The 16,554-nt window shown below is 68.8% G+C and carries 14 protein-coding genes; 12 read left to right on the plus strand and 2 right to left on the minus strand.

Going from position 1 to position 16,554, the window contains the following annotated elements:
* The first annotated feature begins 340 nt into the window (after window positions 1–340).
* The 5 genes from ACX938_RS10095 to ACX938_RS10115 all read left to right on the plus strand — a co-directional run bounded on the left by ACX938_RS10095 (window position 341) and on the right by ACX938_RS10115 (window position 6,288).
* Window positions 341–1,639 (plus strand): DUF3422 family protein, encoded by a 1,299-nt coding sequence (locus ACX938_RS10095; protein WP_232751917.1) that lies wholly within the window; start codon window positions 341–343, stop codon window positions 1,637–1,639.
* A gap of 709 nt (window positions 1,640–2,348) precedes the next feature.
* The gene (locus ACX938_RS10100; protein ID WP_459430950.1) at window positions 2,349–3,146 is read left to right on the plus strand and encodes a glycosyl transferase; all 798 of its coding nucleotides are present in this window, start codon (window positions 2,349–2,351) and stop codon (window positions 3,144–3,146) included.
* Between the two features lie 86 nt (window positions 3,147–3,232).
* On the plus strand, window positions 3,233–4,492 hold the full coding sequence (gene fabF / locus ACX938_RS10105; RefSeq protein WP_232751914.1) for a beta-ketoacyl-ACP synthase II: 1,260 nt from the start codon (window positions 3,233–3,235) through the stop codon (window positions 4,490–4,492).
* A 123-nt stretch (window positions 4,493–4,615) separates the two neighbouring features.
* Window positions 4,616–5,776 (plus strand): endolytic transglycosylase MltG, encoded by a 1,161-nt coding sequence (mltG, locus tag ACX938_RS10110; protein WP_459430951.1) that lies wholly within the window; start codon window positions 4,616–4,618, stop codon window positions 5,774–5,776.
* On the plus strand, window positions 5,773–6,288 hold the full coding sequence (locus ACX938_RS10115; RefSeq protein ID WP_232751912.1) for an asparaginase domain-containing protein: 516 nt from the start codon (window positions 5,773–5,775) through the stop codon (window positions 6,286–6,288). Before mltG ends, ACX938_RS10115 begins: the two co-directional genes overlap by 4 nt.
* Window positions 6,289–6,481: 193 nt before the next feature.
* Here ACX938_RS10115 and ACX938_RS10120 read toward each other — a convergent pair whose 3' ends face one another.
* A complete protein-coding gene (locus ACX938_RS10120; protein ID WP_232751911.1) occupies window positions 6,482–7,222 on the minus strand; it encodes a YebC/PmpR family DNA-binding transcriptional regulator in 741 nt (246 codons plus the stop codon).
* Window positions 7,223–7,340: 118 nt separating this feature from the next.
* On the opposite strand from ACX938_RS10120, the gene ACX938_RS10125 reads away from it, so the two are divergent.
* From ACX938_RS10125 to ACX938_RS10155, 7 genes are all read left to right on the plus strand, one after another.
* Window positions 7,341–7,934 (plus strand): LysE/ArgO family amino acid transporter, encoded by a 594-nt coding sequence (locus ACX938_RS10125; RefSeq protein WP_459430952.1) that lies wholly within the window; start codon window positions 7,341–7,343, stop codon window positions 7,932–7,934.
* 45 nt (window positions 7,935–7,979) lie between these two features.
* Window positions 7,980–8,882 carry a DMT family transporter gene (locus ACX938_RS10130; protein ID WP_459430953.1) on the plus strand — a complete coding sequence of 301 codons (903 nt, stop codon included), beginning with the start codon at window positions 7,980–7,982 and terminating at the stop codon, window positions 8,880–8,882.
* A gap of 120 nt (window positions 8,883–9,002) precedes the next feature.
* Window positions 9,003–9,200 (plus strand): hypothetical protein, encoded by a 198-nt coding sequence (locus ACX938_RS10135; RefSeq protein WP_232751908.1) that lies wholly within the window; start codon window positions 9,003–9,005, stop codon window positions 9,198–9,200.
* A 164-nt stretch (window positions 9,201–9,364) separates the two neighbouring features.
* Complete coding sequence (gene betC / locus ACX938_RS10140; protein ID WP_459430954.1) at window positions 9,365–10,873, plus strand: choline-sulfatase; 1,509 nt, start codon at window positions 9,365–9,367, stop codon at window positions 10,871–10,873.
* A 12-nt stretch (window positions 10,874–10,885) separates the two neighbouring features.
* Window positions 10,886–12,343, plus strand: a complete 1,458-nt coding sequence (betB, locus tag ACX938_RS10145; protein ID WP_459431025.1) for a betaine-aldehyde dehydrogenase — start codon at window positions 10,886–10,888, stop codon at window positions 12,341–12,343.
* A 75-nt stretch (window positions 12,344–12,418) separates the two neighbouring features.
* Window positions 12,419–14,059 (plus strand): choline dehydrogenase, encoded by a 1,641-nt coding sequence (gene betA, locus ACX938_RS10150; protein WP_459430955.1) that lies wholly within the window; start codon window positions 12,419–12,421, stop codon window positions 14,057–14,059.
* A gap of 151 nt (window positions 14,060–14,210) precedes the next feature.
* A complete protein-coding gene (locus tag ACX938_RS10155; RefSeq protein WP_459430956.1) occupies window positions 14,211–14,480 on the plus strand; it encodes a DksA/TraR family C4-type zinc finger protein in 270 nt (89 codons plus the stop codon).
* Window positions 14,481–14,661: 181 nt separating this feature from the next.
* Here the strand turns inward: ACX938_RS10155 and ACX938_RS10160 are convergent, their stop codons facing one another.
* The gene (locus ACX938_RS10160) at window positions 14,662–16,473 is read right to left on the minus strand and encodes a M3 family oligoendopeptidase (protein ID WP_459430957.1); all 1,812 of its coding nucleotides are present in this window, start codon (window positions 16,471–16,473) and stop codon (window positions 14,662–14,664) included.
* Between the last annotated feature and the right edge of the window lie 81 nt (window positions 16,474–16,554).

Raw genomic sequence — 16,554 nt, forward strand, 5'->3', positions numbered from 1 at the left:
TGCCAGCAGGCTGACCCGCTGCACGCCAGCCCTGCCGACACATCAAGCACCAGTCATGCTGCCCTACCGCGCGCCAACCATGCCGACCCACTGCCCAAGCGCCCTCCAAGCGCATCCCTGCACCTCAACCACGCCCACCACCCAATGCCGCAGCACACACACTCCCTCCGCGCCACCCTCAACCCCAACCGCTTGAAATCACGCAGGAAAACCCCCTCCAACCCCCGCTGTATACCGTTGCATCCGCGCAAGCTATTGAAAATGAATAAAAAATACCTTTGCTGCGCGACCGGAGCGGACTAAGCCTTACACTCAGACCCAGCCGTCAGAAGAAGTGCCCATGCCGCCGATCCAGGATCATCCGCTGCGCTACAAGCTCGCCAACGAGCTGCACGCGCGCCCCTTTCCCGCGCTGACGCCGCCCTGCCGGGCGGTCTTCCTGGCGATCAAGAAGCCCCGGGGCGCGGCCTCGCGGGACCGCTCGCTCGATCTCGCGCATCTGACCGACCTGCTCGACCGCTACGGCGCGCCGCATCCCCAGCCCGGGGCCACGCACTTCCAGGGCCGCATCGGGCGGCACATGCTGAAATGGGAACAGCACACCGAGTTCGTCACCTATACCGTCTTTCTCGAGGGGCTGGGCGAGCGGCCCTATGACCCCTCCGACTTCGAGGTCTTCCCCAGCGAATGGCTCGATGCCGCGCCGGGGGTGCGGGTGACCTCCTGCCTGATCCGCTGCTGCGTGCGCCCCGAGGGCGACGGCTTCGAGGAGGAGCTGGCCGATTGGTTCGTGCCCGAGAGCCTCGCGGTCTCCTCGGTGATCGACGACGAGGCGGTGATCGCCGGCGATTTCCGCATCGACCCCTCGGGGCACATGCGCTTCGCGGTCTTCGCCCGGCCGCATGTCGGCGAGCGCCGGGTCGGGCGCATCGTCCAGCGGCTGACCGAGATCGAGACCTACAAGTCGATGTCCATGCTGGGTTTCACCCGGGTCCGGGCGATCAGCCCGCGCATGGGCGAGATCGACAGCGAGCTGACGCGGCTGATGGAGGCCATGACCCATGGCGAGGGCCCCGCCGAGGAGACGCTGAAGGCGCTCCTGGCGGTCTCGGCCGAGCTCGAGAGCCTCTCGGCCCAGACCTCCTTCCGGCTCGGGGCGACCGGTGCCTACGAGGCCATCGTCGGCCAGCGCATCGAGGTCCTGCGCGAGGAGCGCTGGCGCGGGCGGCAGACCTTCGAGGAGTTCATGACGCGCCGCTACGATCCGGCGATGCGGACGGTGAAATCCTCCGAGCGGCGGCTCGGCACCATGGCGGAACGGGCGATGCGGGCGGGGGACCTGTTGCGCACCCGGGTCGAGGTGCAGCGCTCGGCGCAGAACCAGGACCTGCTCGAATCGATGAACCAGCGCGCCGACATGCAGCTGCGGCTGCAGAAGACGGTCGAGGGCCTCTCGGTGGTGGCGATCAGCTATTACGCGGTCTCGCTGGTGGCCTATCTGCTCTATCCCGCGGCCGAGCTCGCCGGGGTCTCCCGCGGGGTTCTGACCGCCGCCGCCGTGCTGCCCGTGGTCGGCGCGGTCTGGTGGATGATCCGGCGGATCCGCACGGAGATGGAGAAGCAGGGGCCGTCGCTGTGAGGGGCGGGGGTGGGGTTTGGCTGGTGTGACGCGGTTGGTTCTTTGAAAGCGGTTGGCCTGTGAATGCGGTTGGACCTGTGAAGGTGGTATGCCTCGGGGCAGGGCGCGCCTTGGCGCGCGGCGCCGTGCAGGACGCGCCGAGGCCCTGACACCTTCTCCCCGCCGCAGCCCCTTTCCCCCTAGCACCCCTCGCACCAGAGGGCGCGCGCCGGACCGGGGGCCGGCGCTGCTACCCTCCGAGCTGCGCGCTTTATCCCGGCAAGGTCAGGACTAGGGGATAGCTATGCACGCCACCCCAAGGAGCGCCGGCCCAAGGGGCCGGTCCGGCGCGCGCCCGGCACGTTCGGTGCTATTCGGGCGCAGGTTGCGCGGGGGAGGTTGGCGGTGTGCGGAAAACCTGACGGGGAAACTTGCGCCGCATCCACTCAGCCCGTCTCCGACCTGAGGCCGACACGCTCGGGCTACCTAGCGCCCGCCCATTCCCTTGGCGCCGTCAGCTCCGCTTCGCAGTGGCCAGCTGTTTCTCAAGCGCGTCGATGGCAGCGGGGCGCGCCTCGACCGTGCCTTGGGGGGGGGCAACCGCAGGCGCCTCTGGCTGGTGAGCCTCTAACTGGTCAGCCTCTGCTGGCGTCAGACGCTCCACGATCCGGCCGAGCCCATCCCTCCAACCCATCTTCCCCCCGCTGGCCGCACCTGCTAGAGCCCGGCCATGCGCCGCGCGACCATCTCCTGCATCAAATGGGGCACCCTGTTCGGGCCCGAATACGTGAACCGGCTCTACTCGGGGGTGCGCCGCCACCTCGACCGGCCGGTGCGCTTTCTCTGCATGACCGAACACGCCGAGGGCCTGCACCCCGACATCGAGGTGCTGCCGCTGCCCGAGGAACCCTTCCGCGGCGAGATGGACCGGGCGCTCGCCGTGGCCAACCGGCAGGGCGCCATGCGCAAGGTCTCGCTTTTCCGCGAGGGGCTGGTGCCGGACCTCGAAGGCCCGATCCTCGGCTTCGATCTCGACGTGGTGATCACCGGGCCGCTCGATCCGCTCTTCGACCTCGCCCCCGGCAAGGTTGCCATGCGCCACGACTGGACCGAGAAGCGCAAGGGAAGGCCCACCGGGCACGGCTCGGTCTTCCGCTACGACCCGGCGCATCACGGCTTTCTCTACGAGGAGATCGCCGCGAACCCCTATGCCGAGGTCGAGGCCGCGCGCGGCTCGGAGCAGCGCTACACCAGCCACAAGGCCATGGACCGCGGGGTCTTCGAATATATCCCCGAAGACTGGGTCGTCTCGTTCAAATACGACTGCAACCCTTTCCCGGGCAATTACCTGAGCGCCCCGCGCCTGCCCGAGGCGGCGCGCGTCGTCTGCTTCCACGGCCATCCCAAGATGGACGAGGCGATCGAGGGCTACCGCGGTTCGCTGATCCGCTATTCCAAGCCCTGCGACTGGCTGCGGGAGCATTGGATCGACCGCGCGGCGGCGGATCTCGGCCCCGATTGGGCGTGAGCGCCGGGGACGCCGCCCTTGCCCCGAAACGGGCCAACCGGTAAGAGCCTGCCCGAACAGGAATGCTGAAGTGAAAAGGGCACGCCATGCGTCGAGTCGTCGTCACCGGAATGGGCCTCGTCACACCCCTGGCCTCGGGCATGGAGGAGAGCTGGTCGCGGCTCCTGGCCGGCAAGTCCGGCGCGGGCACGATCTCCAAGTTCGATGCCTCGCATCTGGCCACCACATATGCCTGCGAAGTGCCCTACGGGGACGGCTCTGACGGGACCTTCAATCCCGATGCCTTCATGGAGAAGAAAGAGCAGCGCAAGGTCGACGAGTTCATCCTCTTCGGCATGGCCGCCGCCGATCAGGCGGTGAAGGATTCGGGCTGGATGCCCGAGGAGGAAGAGGACCGCCTGCGCACCGGCGTGATGATCGGCTCGGGCATCGGCGGGCTCAACTCCATCGCCGAGACCGCCATTCTGATCCGCGAGAAGGGGCCGCGGCGGGTCTCGCCCTTCTTCATCCCCGGCGCGCTGATCAACCTGATCTCCGGCCAGGTCTCGATCCGCTACGGCTTCAAGGGGCCGAACCACTCGGTGGTGACCGCCTGCTCGACCGGCGCCCATGCCATCGGCGACGCCTCGCGGCTGATCCAGCACGGCGATGCCGACGTCATGGTGGCTGGCGGCGCCGAGGCGGCGATCTCCGAGATCGGCATCGCGGGCTTCAACGCCTGCAAGGCGCTCTCGACCAAGCGCGGCGACGCGCCCGAGACCGCGAGCCGCCCCTATGACGCCGACCGCGACGGTTTCGTCATGGGCGAGGGCGCGGGCGTCGTGGTGCTGGAAGACTACGACCACGCCGTCGCGCGCGGCGCCAAGATCTACGCCGAGGTCAAGGGCTACGGCCTCTCGGGCGACGCCTATCACATCACCGCGCCCGCCGAGGACGGCGAGGGCGGCGAACGCTCCATGCGCGCGGCGCTGAAGAACGCGGGCCTCGAGCCCGGAGAGATCGACTACATCAACGCCCATGGCACCTCGACCATGGCCGATGTGATCGAGCTCGGCGCGGTCGAGCGGCTCCTGGGCGAGGCCGCCCCGCGGGTCACCATGTCCTCGACCAAATCGGCGACCGGGCACCTCCTGGGCGCCGCCGGCGCGATCGAGGCGATCTTCTCGATCCTGGCGATCCGCGACCAGGTGGCGCCGCCGACGATCAACCTCGACACCCCCGCGGTCGAGGCCAAGGTCGACCTCGCGCCCAACGCCAAGCGCGAGCGCGAGATCACCTATGCGCTGTCGAACTCCTTCGGCTTCGGCGGCACCAACGCCAGCGTGATCTTCGGCAAGGTCGGCTGATTCCCGCCCGCAGAGCGGCCCGCCGGACTTTCCCGGCGGCGCCATCCGGGCGATAAACGCGCCGTGTCGCCCCTGGCCGGGCCGGGGCGGCGTGGTGACAAGAACGAGAGCAGGCAGAGACCCATGTGGCGCAACATCGCCTCCAACGCGCTGACCTTCCTGGTCGTGATCATCTTCCTTTTCGGCGGCGTGCTGATCTGGGGACAGCAGCAGTATGACGGCGCGGGCCCCCTGTCCGAGCCGATCTGCCTCGAGGTGCCGCGCGGCACCAACATGTCCCGGGTCTCGCAGAACCTCGCCGAACGCGGCGCGGTCAGCTCTCCGACGATCTTCCGCCTGGGCGCCGACTACAGCGACAAGACCGCCGAGCTGAAGGCCGGCAGCTACCTGGTGCCGGAAAATTCCTCGATGCGCGAGATCGTCGACATCGTCACCCGCGGCGGCGCCTCCACCTGCGGGACCGAAGTGGTCTACCGCATCGGCGTGACCTCGGCCGAGGTCGAGGTGCGCGAGCTCGATCCCGCCACCGGACGCTTCGTGGAACTGGCCGAGTTCGACCCCGCCGCCGAGGCCCCCGCGCCCGAGGCCTATACCGAGGTGCGCGGCCGCGCCGACACCCGCTACCGCATCGCGCTGGCCGAGGGCGTCACCTCCTGGCAGGTGGTCGAGGAGCTGAAATCCGTCGACGTGCTCGACGGCGAGGTCGAGGTGCCGCCCGAGGGTTCGCTCGCGCCCGACAGCTACGAGGTCTCCGAGGGCGACAGCCGGGCCGAGCTGATCGACCGGATGCGCCGCGCGCAGGAGATCATCATCGAAGAGGAATGGGCCAACCGCGCCGACGGCCTGCCGATCGAGACCCCCGAGGAGGCGCTGATCCTGGCGTCCATCGTGGAAAAGGAGACCGGCGTGCCCGAAGAGCGCCCGCAGGTCGCCTCGGTCTTCGTGAACCGGCTCGAGGAGGGCATGCGCCTGCAGACCGACCCGACGGTGATCTACGGGCTCACCAACGGCGAGGGCGTGCTGGGCCGCGGGCTGCGCCAGTCCGAGCTGCGCGGCGAGACGCCCTACAACACCTATGTGATCGACGGGCTGCCGCCGACGCCCATCGCCAACCCGGGCCGGGCCTCGATCCGGGCGGCGCTGAACCCGGCCTCGACGGACTACCTGTTCTTCGTGGCCGACGGCACCGGCGGGCACGCCTTCGCCCAGACCCTGGCCGAGCACAACGACAACGTCGCGCGCTGGCGCGCCATCGAGGCCGAACGCGCGAGCGAGAGCCAGTGAGCGGAGCGCCCGAGGCCCGTGCGCTGCGCGTCCTGGTGACCGGCGGGACGATCGACAAGGTGCATGACCCGCGGACCGAGGGCCTGGGCTTCTCGCCCGACGGCGCCACGCATCTGCCCGAGATGCTGCGCATCGGGCGGTGCCATTTCGCCGAGGTCGAGAAGGTGCTCCTGAAGGACAGCCTCTATTTCGACGCGGCCGACCGCGCGGCCATCGCCGAGGCGGTCCTGCGCGCGCCCGAGCCCGCGCTGGTCGTGACCCATGGCACCGGCACCATGGGCGAGACGGCGCGCGACCTTGCCCCGCAGATCGAGGGCACGGGCAAGACCGTGGTGCTGACCGGCGCGATGCGGCCTTTCTCGCTGTACGCCTCGGACGGGGAGTTCAACCTCGGCGGCGCGGTGGTGGCCGCGCAGATCCTCGGCCCCGGGGTCTGGGGCGTGATGAACGGGCGGGTCTTCCCCGCCGAGCGGCTCGACAAGAACGTCGAGCAGGGGCGCTTCGACCTCTGAGAGGGGCGGGCGGGTGTGACCGGCCCAAACGAGACCGGAGAGCTGCCGGGCGTGTGCCCGGGCGCTTTACCTTTCTATGAAAATGCTGTGCGCGTCGGCCCGATCCTGCGACCCGACCACCAAACCCCACCAAAAGTAAAAACCGGCGCGGGTCCCCCCGGCGCCGGTTTTTCATGTCTCGCTCAAGCGCGGCTCAGAGCTGCGCCATGACCTCGTCGGAGGCTTCGAAGTTGGTGGTGACGCGCTGCACGTCGTCGTCGTCCTCCAGCGCATCGACCAGCTTCATCAGGGACTGCATCCCCTCGAGGTCGAGCTCGGTGGTGTTCGAGGGCTTCCAGACCAGCCGGGTGGTCTCGGATTCCCCCAGCGCCTCTTCCAGCGCGTTGGAGACATCGTTGAGGTCGGTGTCGGTGCACCAGACGATATGCCCGTCCTCGGAGCTTTCCACGTCCTCGGCCCCGGCCATGATCGCCGCCTCGAGCACCTCTTCGGCGTTGCCGACCTCGGCGGGATAGACCACCTCGCCCTTGCGCTCGAACATGAAGCCGACCGAGCCGGTCTCGCCCATGTTGCCGCCGTTCTTCGAGAAGGTGGAGCGGATGTTCGAGGCGGTGCGGTTGCGGTTGTCGGTCATCGTCTCGACGATCACCGCCACGCCGTTCGGACCGTAGCCCTCGTAGCGGATCTCCTCGTAGGAATCCCCGTCACCGCCGGTCGCCTTCTTGATCGCGCGCTCGATGTTGTCCTTGGGCATCGACTGGCCCTTGGCTTCCTTCACCGCCATGCGCAGGCGCGGGTTCTTCTCGGGGTCCGGGTCGCCCATCTTGGCGGCGACGGTGATCTCCTTGGAGAGCTTGGAGAAGAGCTTCGAACGGGCGGCGTCCTGCCGTCCCTTGCGGTGCTGGATGTTCGCCCATTTGGAATGGCCGGCCATGATTGCCTCATTCGGGTGATGTCTGAAAATCTGGGGACATATACGGGCTACCGGGGGCAGGGGGCAAGGGCGCAAAACCGCTTGTCTCGCCGGGCCCGAGCGGCCAGAACTGGGCGCCATGCAGGCTGCCTTCGCCGGCTTCACGCTCGGCTTCTCCCTGATCCTCGCCATCGGCGCGCAGAACGCCTTCGTTCTGCGCCAGGGGCTGTTGCGCCAGCACGTGCTGCCGGTGGTGCTGACCTGCGCGATCTCGGACGCGCTGCTGGTCACCGCGGGGGTCGCGGGCTTCGGTGTGCTGGTCGAGCGCGCGCCCTGGCTCGTGGGCGTCATGCGCTACGGCGGCGCGGCCTTCCTGGTGGTCTATGGTGCCCTGGCGCTCAGGGCGGCCTGGCGGGGCGGGCAGGGGATGCGCGCGGGCGATGCCGCGCCGAGCCTCCGGGCCTCGCTCCTGACCTGCCTGGCGCTGACCTGGCTGAACCCGCATGTCTACCTCGACACGGTGGTGCTTCTGGGCGCGATCTCGGCGCAATACGCGGCGCCGGTGCTCTTCGGGGCGGGCGCGGTCACCGCCTCCTTCACCTTCTTCTTCCTCCTGGGCTTCGGCGCGCGGCTTCTCGCGCCGGTCTTCGCGCGGCCCCGGGCCTGGCGGGTGCTCGATGCGCTGGTCGGCTGCACGATGTTCGCAATCGCGGCTTCGCTGCTTCTTGGGTAGCGCGCGCCCTTGCAATCCGCCGCGCCCGCGCGCTTGATGCACCGCATGACGGAAAAGCCCCAAAGCCCGCTCCGAGGCATCTTCTGGATGGTCGTGACGGGCTTCTGCTTCGTGATGGTCACCGCGCTCGTGAAGACCCTCGGCCCGCGCATCCCGGCGGCCGAGATGGCCTTCCTGCGCTATCTCATGGGGCTGGTCTTCCTCTTGCCGCTCTGGCGGGTGCTGGCGGCGACGCGGCTCACCAAGCGGCAGCTCGGGCTCTTCACCCTGCGCGGCGCGGCCCATGCGGTGGGGGTGATCTGCTGGTTCTTCGCCATGACCCGCATTCCCATCGCCGAGGTGACGGCGCTGAACTACCTCAACCCGATCGGGGTGAGCGTGCTGGCGGTGCTGCTGCTGGGCGAGAAGATCGCTGCGCGGCGCATCCTGGCGATCTGCGCGGCACTCGCCGGCGCGCTCTTCATCCTGCGCCCGGGCTTCCGCGAGCTCGACCCCGGGCATTTCGCCATGCTGGTCACCGCGGGCACCTTCTCGGGAAGCTACCTCCTGGCCAAGATCCTCTCGGACGAGACCGAGGCCCCGGTGGTGGTGGCCTTCCTGTCGGTCACGGTGATGCTGGCGCTGATGCCCTTTGCGCTTCTGAACTGGGTCTGGCCCAGCTGGACCGAGCTGGGCTTTCTCTTCGCGGTCGCGGCCTTCGCCACGGCGGGGCATTACACCATGACGCTGGCCTTCGCGGCGGCGCCGGTCACGGTGACCCAGCCGGTGACCTTCCTGCAGCTCGTCTGGTCGGTGGCGCTTGGGGCGCTGTTCTTCGCCGAGCCGCCCGATCCTTGGGTGATCTTCGGCGGCGGCATCATCATCGCGGCGGTGAGCTTCATCACCTGGCGCGAGGCGCAGCTGAAGCGGCAGGGGGTCACCCCGCCGATCCATGCGACAAAACATTAGCCCCGCATTAACTGTTTCCGTTCCATAAATAATCACGCCTTGGGCACCGTATTGCCCCAATTCGCGCCGATCCTCGGGGCATCGGGCTTGTTCCCAGTGTTTTGGATACGGAGTTGACCCATGTTTGCAGAGAACACACTGACCGAGAACTTCGACGACATCCGCCACTTCGCCCTGCAGGAGCGGTGCAAGGTGGTCTCGGACACCGAATGGCGCTTCCGGATGCGCGGTTTCGGCTACAATCTGCGCCAGACCGAGGCCGGATACGAGGTCGCGCGCCTGCCGCAGATGTGCGTGATCGGCCATATCGAGGACTGAACAACCACATGACATATCACGGTTTCTGACGCCCGGCCGCATCCGCGACCGGGCTTTTTCTTGGCCTTGGGCGGCATTCCGGCCCGGGTATTGATTGACGAGTCAATCAGAAATGCCTAGCTTCTCTCCCGCACCCGGCATCCCGCGGAAGGAAGAGGCGACCCATGTCCCGTCCGAACATACTTGTCCTGATGGTCGACCAGCTGAACGGCACGCTGTTTCCCGACGGCCCGGCCGACTGGCTGCATGCGCCCAACCTCAAGCGGCTGGCGGCGCGTTCGACGCGCTTTGCCAATGCCTATACCGCCTCGCCGCTCTGCGCGCCGGGCCGGGCGGCCTTCATGTCCGGGCAGCTGCCCTCCGAGACCGGGGTCTATGACAACGCCGCCGAGTTCCCCTCGGCCATTCCGACCTATGCCCACCACCTGCGCCGGGCGGGCTACCAGACCTGCCTCTCGGGCAAGATGCATTTTGTCGGCCCCGACCAGCTGCACGGCTTCGAGAGCCGGCTGACCACCGACATCTACCCCGCCGATTTCGGCTGGACCCCGGACTACCGCCGCCCCGGCGAGCGCATCGACTGGTGGTATCACAACCTCGGCTCGGTCACCGGCGCGGGCGTGGCCGAGATTTCCAACCAGATGGAATACGACGACGACGTCGCCTTCCAGGCCGAGCAGAAGCTCTACGACCTGTCGCGCGGGCATGACGCGCGGCCCTGGATGCTGACGGTCAGCTTCACCCATCCGCACGACCCCTATGTCGCGCGGAAGAAATACTGGGACCTCTACGAGGACTGCGACCATCTCGACCCCGAGGTGCCGGCGCTGCCCTACGAGGATCACGACCCGCACAGCCAGCGCATCTTCGACGCCAACGACTGGCGCAGCTTCGAGATCACCCGCGAGGACGTGCGCCGCTCGCGCCGGGCCTATTTCGCCAATATCTCCTACCTGGACGACAAGATCGGCGGCATCCTCGACGTGCTCGAGCGCACCCGGCAGGAGGCCATCGTGGTCCTGGTCTCGGACCACGGCGACATGCTGGGCGAGCGCGGCCTCTGGTTCAAGATGAGCCTCTTCGAGGGCTCCGCGCGGGTGCCGCTCATGGTCTCCGCGCCCGGGATGACCCCGGGCCAGGTCACCGCGCCGGTCTCCACCATCGACCTCTGCCCGACGCTCTGCGAGCTGGCCGGCGTCTCGATGGAGGAGGTCATGCCCTGGACCACCGGCGAAAGCCTGGTGCCCCTGGGCAAGGGCGGCGCGCGCCGCTCGCCGGTGGAGATGGAATATGCCGCCGAGGCCTCCTATTCGCCGCTGGTCGCGCTGCGCGCGGGGCGGTGGAAATACACCAATTGCGCGCTCGACCCCGAGCAGCTCTTCGACCTCGAGGCGGACCCGCACGAACAGGAGAACCTGGCCGAGGCGCCGGAACACGCCGAGGTGCTCGAGGAGTTCCGCAAGGCCGCCGCGCTGCGCTGGGACCTCGAGGCCTTCGATGCCGAGGTCCGCGAAAGCCAGGCCCGGCGCCGCGTGGTCTACGAGGCCCTGCGCGAGGGCGGCTATTACCCCTGGGATTACCAACCCCTCCGAGAGGCCTCGGACCGCTACATGCGCAACCACATGGACCTCAATGTTGTCGAGGAAAATCAACGCTTTCCGAGAGGCGAATAAGTGATGGACGAGCTGAGATACGACCCCCAACCGAAAGCCAGCCACTTCGTGGACGGCGCCTATGTCGAGGACACCGCCGGCGCCGAGATCGAGGTGGTCTATCCCGCCACCGGCGAGGTGATCGCCCGGGTGCATGAGGCCACCGAGGCGGTGATCGCCAAGGCCGTGGAAAGCGGCCGCCGGGCGCAGGCCGAATGGGCCGCGACCCCGCCGCGCGAACGCGGCCGGGTGCTGGCCCGCGCCGCCGCGCTCATGCGCGAGCGCAACCGCGCGCTTTCGGTCCTCGAGACCCAGGACACCGGCAAGCCCCTGCAGGAGACGCTGGTGGCCGATGCGACCTCGGGCGCCGACGCGCTGGAATATTTCGGCGGTATCTCCGCCGGTCTGACCGGCGAGCATATCCCGCTCGGTGAGGATTGGGCCTATACCATGCGCGAGCCGCTGGGCCTCTGCGTCGGCATCGGCGCCTGGAACTATCCCACCCAGATCGCCTGCTGGAAGGCCGCCCCGGCGCTGGCCTGCGGCAACGCGATGATCTTCAAGCCCTCCGAGACCACGCCGCTCTCGGCGCTCAAGGTCGCCGAGATCCTGATCGAGGCGGGCCTGCCCGCGGGCCTCTTCAACGTGGTGCAGGGCGCGGGCTCGGTCGGCGCGGCGCTGACCACCCACCCCAAGGTCGACAAGGTCTCGCTCACGGGCTCGGTGCCGACCGGCCGCAAGGTCTATGCCGCCGCCGCCGACAGCCTGAAGCATGTGACCATGGAGCTGGGCGGCAAGTCGCCCATGGTGGTCTTCGATGACGCCGATCTCGACGACGCGGTCGGCGGCGCGATCATGGGCAACTTCTACTCCTCGGGGCAGATCTGCTCGAACGGGACGCGGGTCTTCGTCCAGAAGGGCCTGAAGGACCGCTTCATCGCCCGCATGCAGGAGCGCCTCGGCGGCGCGGTGATCGGCGACCCGATGGACGAAGACACGAACTTCGGCCCGCTCGTCAGCGCCCGCCAGCTCGAGATCGTGCAGGGCTACCTCGAGAAGGGCAAAGCCGAAGGCGCCCGGCTGGTCTGCGGCGGCGAGACCCTCGACCGCGCGGGCTACTGGATGACGCCGGCGCTCTTCGAAGGGGTCACCGACGAGATGACCATCGCGCAGGAGGAAATCTTCGGCCCGGTCCTGTCGGTCTTCGAGTTCGAGACCGAGGAGGAGGCCGTCGCCCGCGCCAATGACACGGCCTTCGGGCTTTCGGCGGGGGTCTTCACCCGCGACATCAGCCGCGCGCACCGGGTCATCTCCCGGCTCGAGGCGGGCACCTGCTACATCAACTCCTACAACGACGCGCCGGTGGAGATGCCCTTCGGCGGCGTGAAGATGTCCGGTGTCGGCCGCGAGAACGCCAAGGCGGCGATCGACCATTACTCGCAGCTCAAGTCCGTCTACGTGCGGATGGGCCGCGTCGAGGCGCCCTTCTAGGCGCTGGCTTTCGCCCCGGCGGTTCGCAGGGAGGGCCCCTCGCGCCGCCGGGACAGCTTCCACGGAGGTTTCAACATGCAGGCGGAATACGTCATCGTCGGCGCGGGCAGCGCCGGTTGTGCAATGGCCTACCGGCTGGCCGAGGCCGGCAAGTCGGTCATCGTGATCGAACACGGCGGCTGGGACGGCGGCCCCTTCATCCAGATGCCGGGCGCGCTCTCCTACCCGATGAACATGTCGCGCTACGACTGGGGCTACCAGTCCGAGCCCGAGCCGCACCTCGGCGGGCGCCGGCTGGCCTGCCCGCGCGGCAAGGTGCTGGGCGGCTCCTCCTCGATCAACGGCATGGTCTACGTGCGCGGCCACGCGCGCGACTACGACCACTGGCGCGACCAGGGCGCCGACGGCTGGGGCTATGCCGACGTGCTGCCCTATTTCCGGCGCATGGAAACCAGCCACGGCGGCCAAGAGGGCTGGCGCGGGACCGACGGCCCGCTGCACGTCAGCCGCGGCCCCCGCAACAACCCGCTGACCCGCGCCTTCGTCGAGGCTGGCGCCCAGGCGGGCTATGAGACTACCGAGGATTACAACGGCGAGAAGCAGGAAGGCTTCGGCCCGATGGAGGCCACCATCCACAAGGGCCGCCGCTGGTCCGCCGCCCATGCCTACCTGCGCCCGGCCGAGAAGATGGGCGCGCAGGTGGTGCGCGGCCTCGCCCGCCGGATCACCTTCGAGGAAGGCCGCGCCAGCGGCGTGGAGATCGCCCGCGGCGCTTCGGTCGAGACCGTGCGCGCCAGCCGCGAGGTGATCCTTGCCGCCTCCTCGCTGAACTCGCCGAAGCTCCTGATGCTCTCGGGCGTGGGCCCGGCGGCGCATCTGGCCGAACACGGCATCGAGGTCCGCGCCGACCGTCCCGGCGTCGGGCAGAACCTGCAGGACCACCTCGAGCTCTACATCCAGATGGCCTCGAAGAAGCCGGTCAGCCTCTACAGCTACTGGAACCTCTTCGGGAAGGCCTACGTCGGGCTGCGCTGGCTTCTGAACAAGTCCGGCCCCGGCGCCTCGAACCAGTTCGAAAGCGCGGCCTTCATCCGCAGCGCGCCGGGCGTCGACTACCCCGACATCCAGTATCACTTCCTGCCGCTGGCGGTGCGCTACGACGGGCAGGCGGCCTCCGAGGGGCATGGCTTCCAGGCCCATGTCGGCCCGATGCGCTCGCCCTCGCGCGGCTCGGTCAGCCTGGCCTCCGCCGATCCCGAGGCGGCGCCGAAGATCCGGTTCAACTACATGAGCCACGACAAGGACTGGCAGGACTTCCGCACCGCGATCCGGCTCACCCGCGAGATCTTCGCGCAGGAGGCCTTCTCGGACTACGCCGATTTCGAGATCCAGCCGGGCGCCGAGTTGCAAAGCGACGAAGAGCTCGACGGCTTCATCCGCGAGCATGTCGAAAGCGCCTATCACCCCTGCGGCACCTGCCGCATGGGCCGGCCCGACGACCCCGAGGCGGTGGTCGACCCCGAGGGCCGGGTGATCGGCGTCGAGGGCCTGCGGGTCGCCGACAGCTCGATCTTCCCGCGGATCACCAACGGCAACCTCAACGGCCCGTCGATCCTCGTGGGCGAGAAGATCGCCGACCACGTGCTGGGCCGCCGTCTGCCGCCCGAGAACAGCGCGCCCTGGGTCCATCCCGAGTGGCAGACCGCGCAACGCTGAGGCGCAGGGGGCAGCCCCTGCGGCCCCCACGCCAAGGAGCAAAGGCCGCCGCCGGGCACCCACGGCGGCGGCCTTTGTCTGTCCGGGGGGCGGGCCCCTTGGCGAAAGGCGCCGCCCGGCCTAGCCTTCATGGCAGGCAAGGAGGCACGTCATGGCCGGAGGATGGACCCGCGACGGCGCGGTGAGCGAACAGATCGAGGCCTCGATCAGCGACGAGCTGGCGCGGATGCGCGCCCGCCGCACCCCCGAGGGCGAGAGCCTGACCCATTGCGCGGAATGCGACGAGCCGATCCCCGAGAAGCGCCGCAAGGCGCTGCCCGGGGTGAAGCTCTGCATCGACTGCCAGTCCGAGCGCGACGGCCGCCCCGCCGCGCGCGGCGGCGTGAACCGCCGGGGTTCGAAGGACAGCCAGCTGAAGTAGGCTTGGCGCGTGGGCGTCACGCGGCGCCGGAGGTCCGGGTAGGGGCGGCGCCCGCCTCAAGGCTTGAGATCGCGCGCCGCCGGTCGGGAGGGGGCGGAGACCGGGTCCGCGCCGCCCTATGACAGCAACGCGGCCTTCCCCCGGTCTCCCAAATGCGCGCCCCGCGCGAGCGCGGGAGCCGTCAGCCCTCCATCGCCTCCAGCTCGTCGATGAAGCCCGAGATCATCGACAGCCCCTTCTGCCAGAAGGCCGGGTCCGTCGCATCGAGCCCGAAGGGCGCCAGGAGGTCGGTGTGATGCTTCGAGCCGCCGGCACGCAGCATCTCGAAATACTTCTCCTCGAAGCCCTCGGGCGCGTCCTCGTAATTGGCGTAAAGCGCGTTCACCAGCCCGTCGCCGAAGGCATAGGCGTAGACGTAGAAGGGCGAATGCACGAAATGCGGGATATAGGCCCAGAAGGTCTCGTAGCCCTCCATGAAGTCGAAGGCGGGTCCGAGGCTCTCGGCCTGCACGCTCATCCAGAGCGCGTTGATGTCGTCGGGCGTCAGCTCGCCGCCGCGCCGCGCCTCGTGCAGCTTGCACTCGAAGTCGTAGAAGGCGATCTGCCGGACCACCGTGTTGATCATGTCCTCGACCTTGCCGGCCAGGAGCACCTTCTTCTCGGCATCGTCCTTGGCGTTGGCCAGCATCCGGCGGAAGGTCAGCATCTCGCCGAAGACGCTGGCGGTCTCGGCCAGGGTCAGCGGCGTCTGGCTCAGCATCTCGCCCTGGTCTGCGGCCAGCACCTGGTGCACGCCGTGGCCCAGCTCATGGGCAAGCGTCATCACGTCGCGCGGCTTGCCGAGGTAGTTCAACAGCACGTAGGGGTGCGCGTCGGTCACCGTGGGATGAGCGAAGGCGCCCGGCGCCTTGCCCGGGGTGACGCCCGCGTCGATCCAGCCCTTGGTAAAGAAGGGCTCGGCGATTTCGGCCATGCGCGGGTCGAAGGCGCCATAGGCATTCATCACCGTCTCGCGCGCCTCGTCCCAGCCGACCCGGCGGGTTTCCTCCATGGGCAGGGGGGCGTTGCGGTCCCAGACCTGCATCCGGTCGAGCCCCAGCCACTTGCGCTTCAGCTCGTAGTAGCGATGCGAGAGATCGGGATAGGAGGCCACCACCGCGTCGCGCAGCGCCTCGACCACCTCGGGCTCGACGTCATTGGCCAGGTGCCGCCCGGTCTGGGGGCTGGGCATGCCGCGCCAGCGGTCCATGACCTCCTTCTCCTTGGCCTGGGTGTTGTGGACCCGGGCGAAGGTGCGGATGTTCTGGCCGAAGACCTCGGCCAGGGCGCGGGCCGCCGCCTCGCGGGTGGCGCGGTCCTGTTCGGTCAGGCAGTTCAGCGTCGCCTCGATGCCGAGCGTCTCGCCCGCGACCTCGAAGGTCAGCCCCGCGATGGTCTCATCGAAAAGCCGCTCCCAGGCGTCGCCGACCACGCCCATGTCGTGCAGGAACTTCTCCATTTCGTCGGAGAGCTGGTAGGGCTTCATCGCCCGGATGCGGTCGAAGGCGGGCTTGTAGCGCGCCAACGCCGCATCCTCGAAGAGCTGCGCGTAATGCTCGTCGCCCAGGCGGTTCAGCTCGAGCGAGAAGAAGACCAGCGGCGTGGTGTAGACGGTGATCTTCTCCTGCGCGTCCGAGAGGAACTTGGCGCGCTCGGCATCGGTGGTGTTCTGGTAATAGCGCAGCCCGGCGTAGGACATGATGCGCCCTGCGACCCGCTCGATGGTCTCGTGCCGGCCGATCATCTCGGCGAAGCCCGCGGCGTCGAGGCCCTCGATCTTGCCTTCGTAATCCGCCGCGAAGTCGCGGCAGGCGGCCTCCAGCCAGTCGAGATCGCGCTTGAACTCGGGCGCATCCGGCGCGGCGTAGAGATCGCTCAGATCCCAGACCGGCAGGTCGCCCAGGTCCTGGCCTTTCTGGTGGGCGTCGGCGTCGAAGACGGGGCGTGGGGTCATCAGGTTCTCCATGGGTGTCGGTCTTGCCGCTCAAGGTGGCGCGCGCGCCAGCCGGGTTCAAGCCCCGCAGGGCGCGCCACG

The sequence above is a fragment of the Roseivivax sp. genome, from assembly GCF_054552075.1.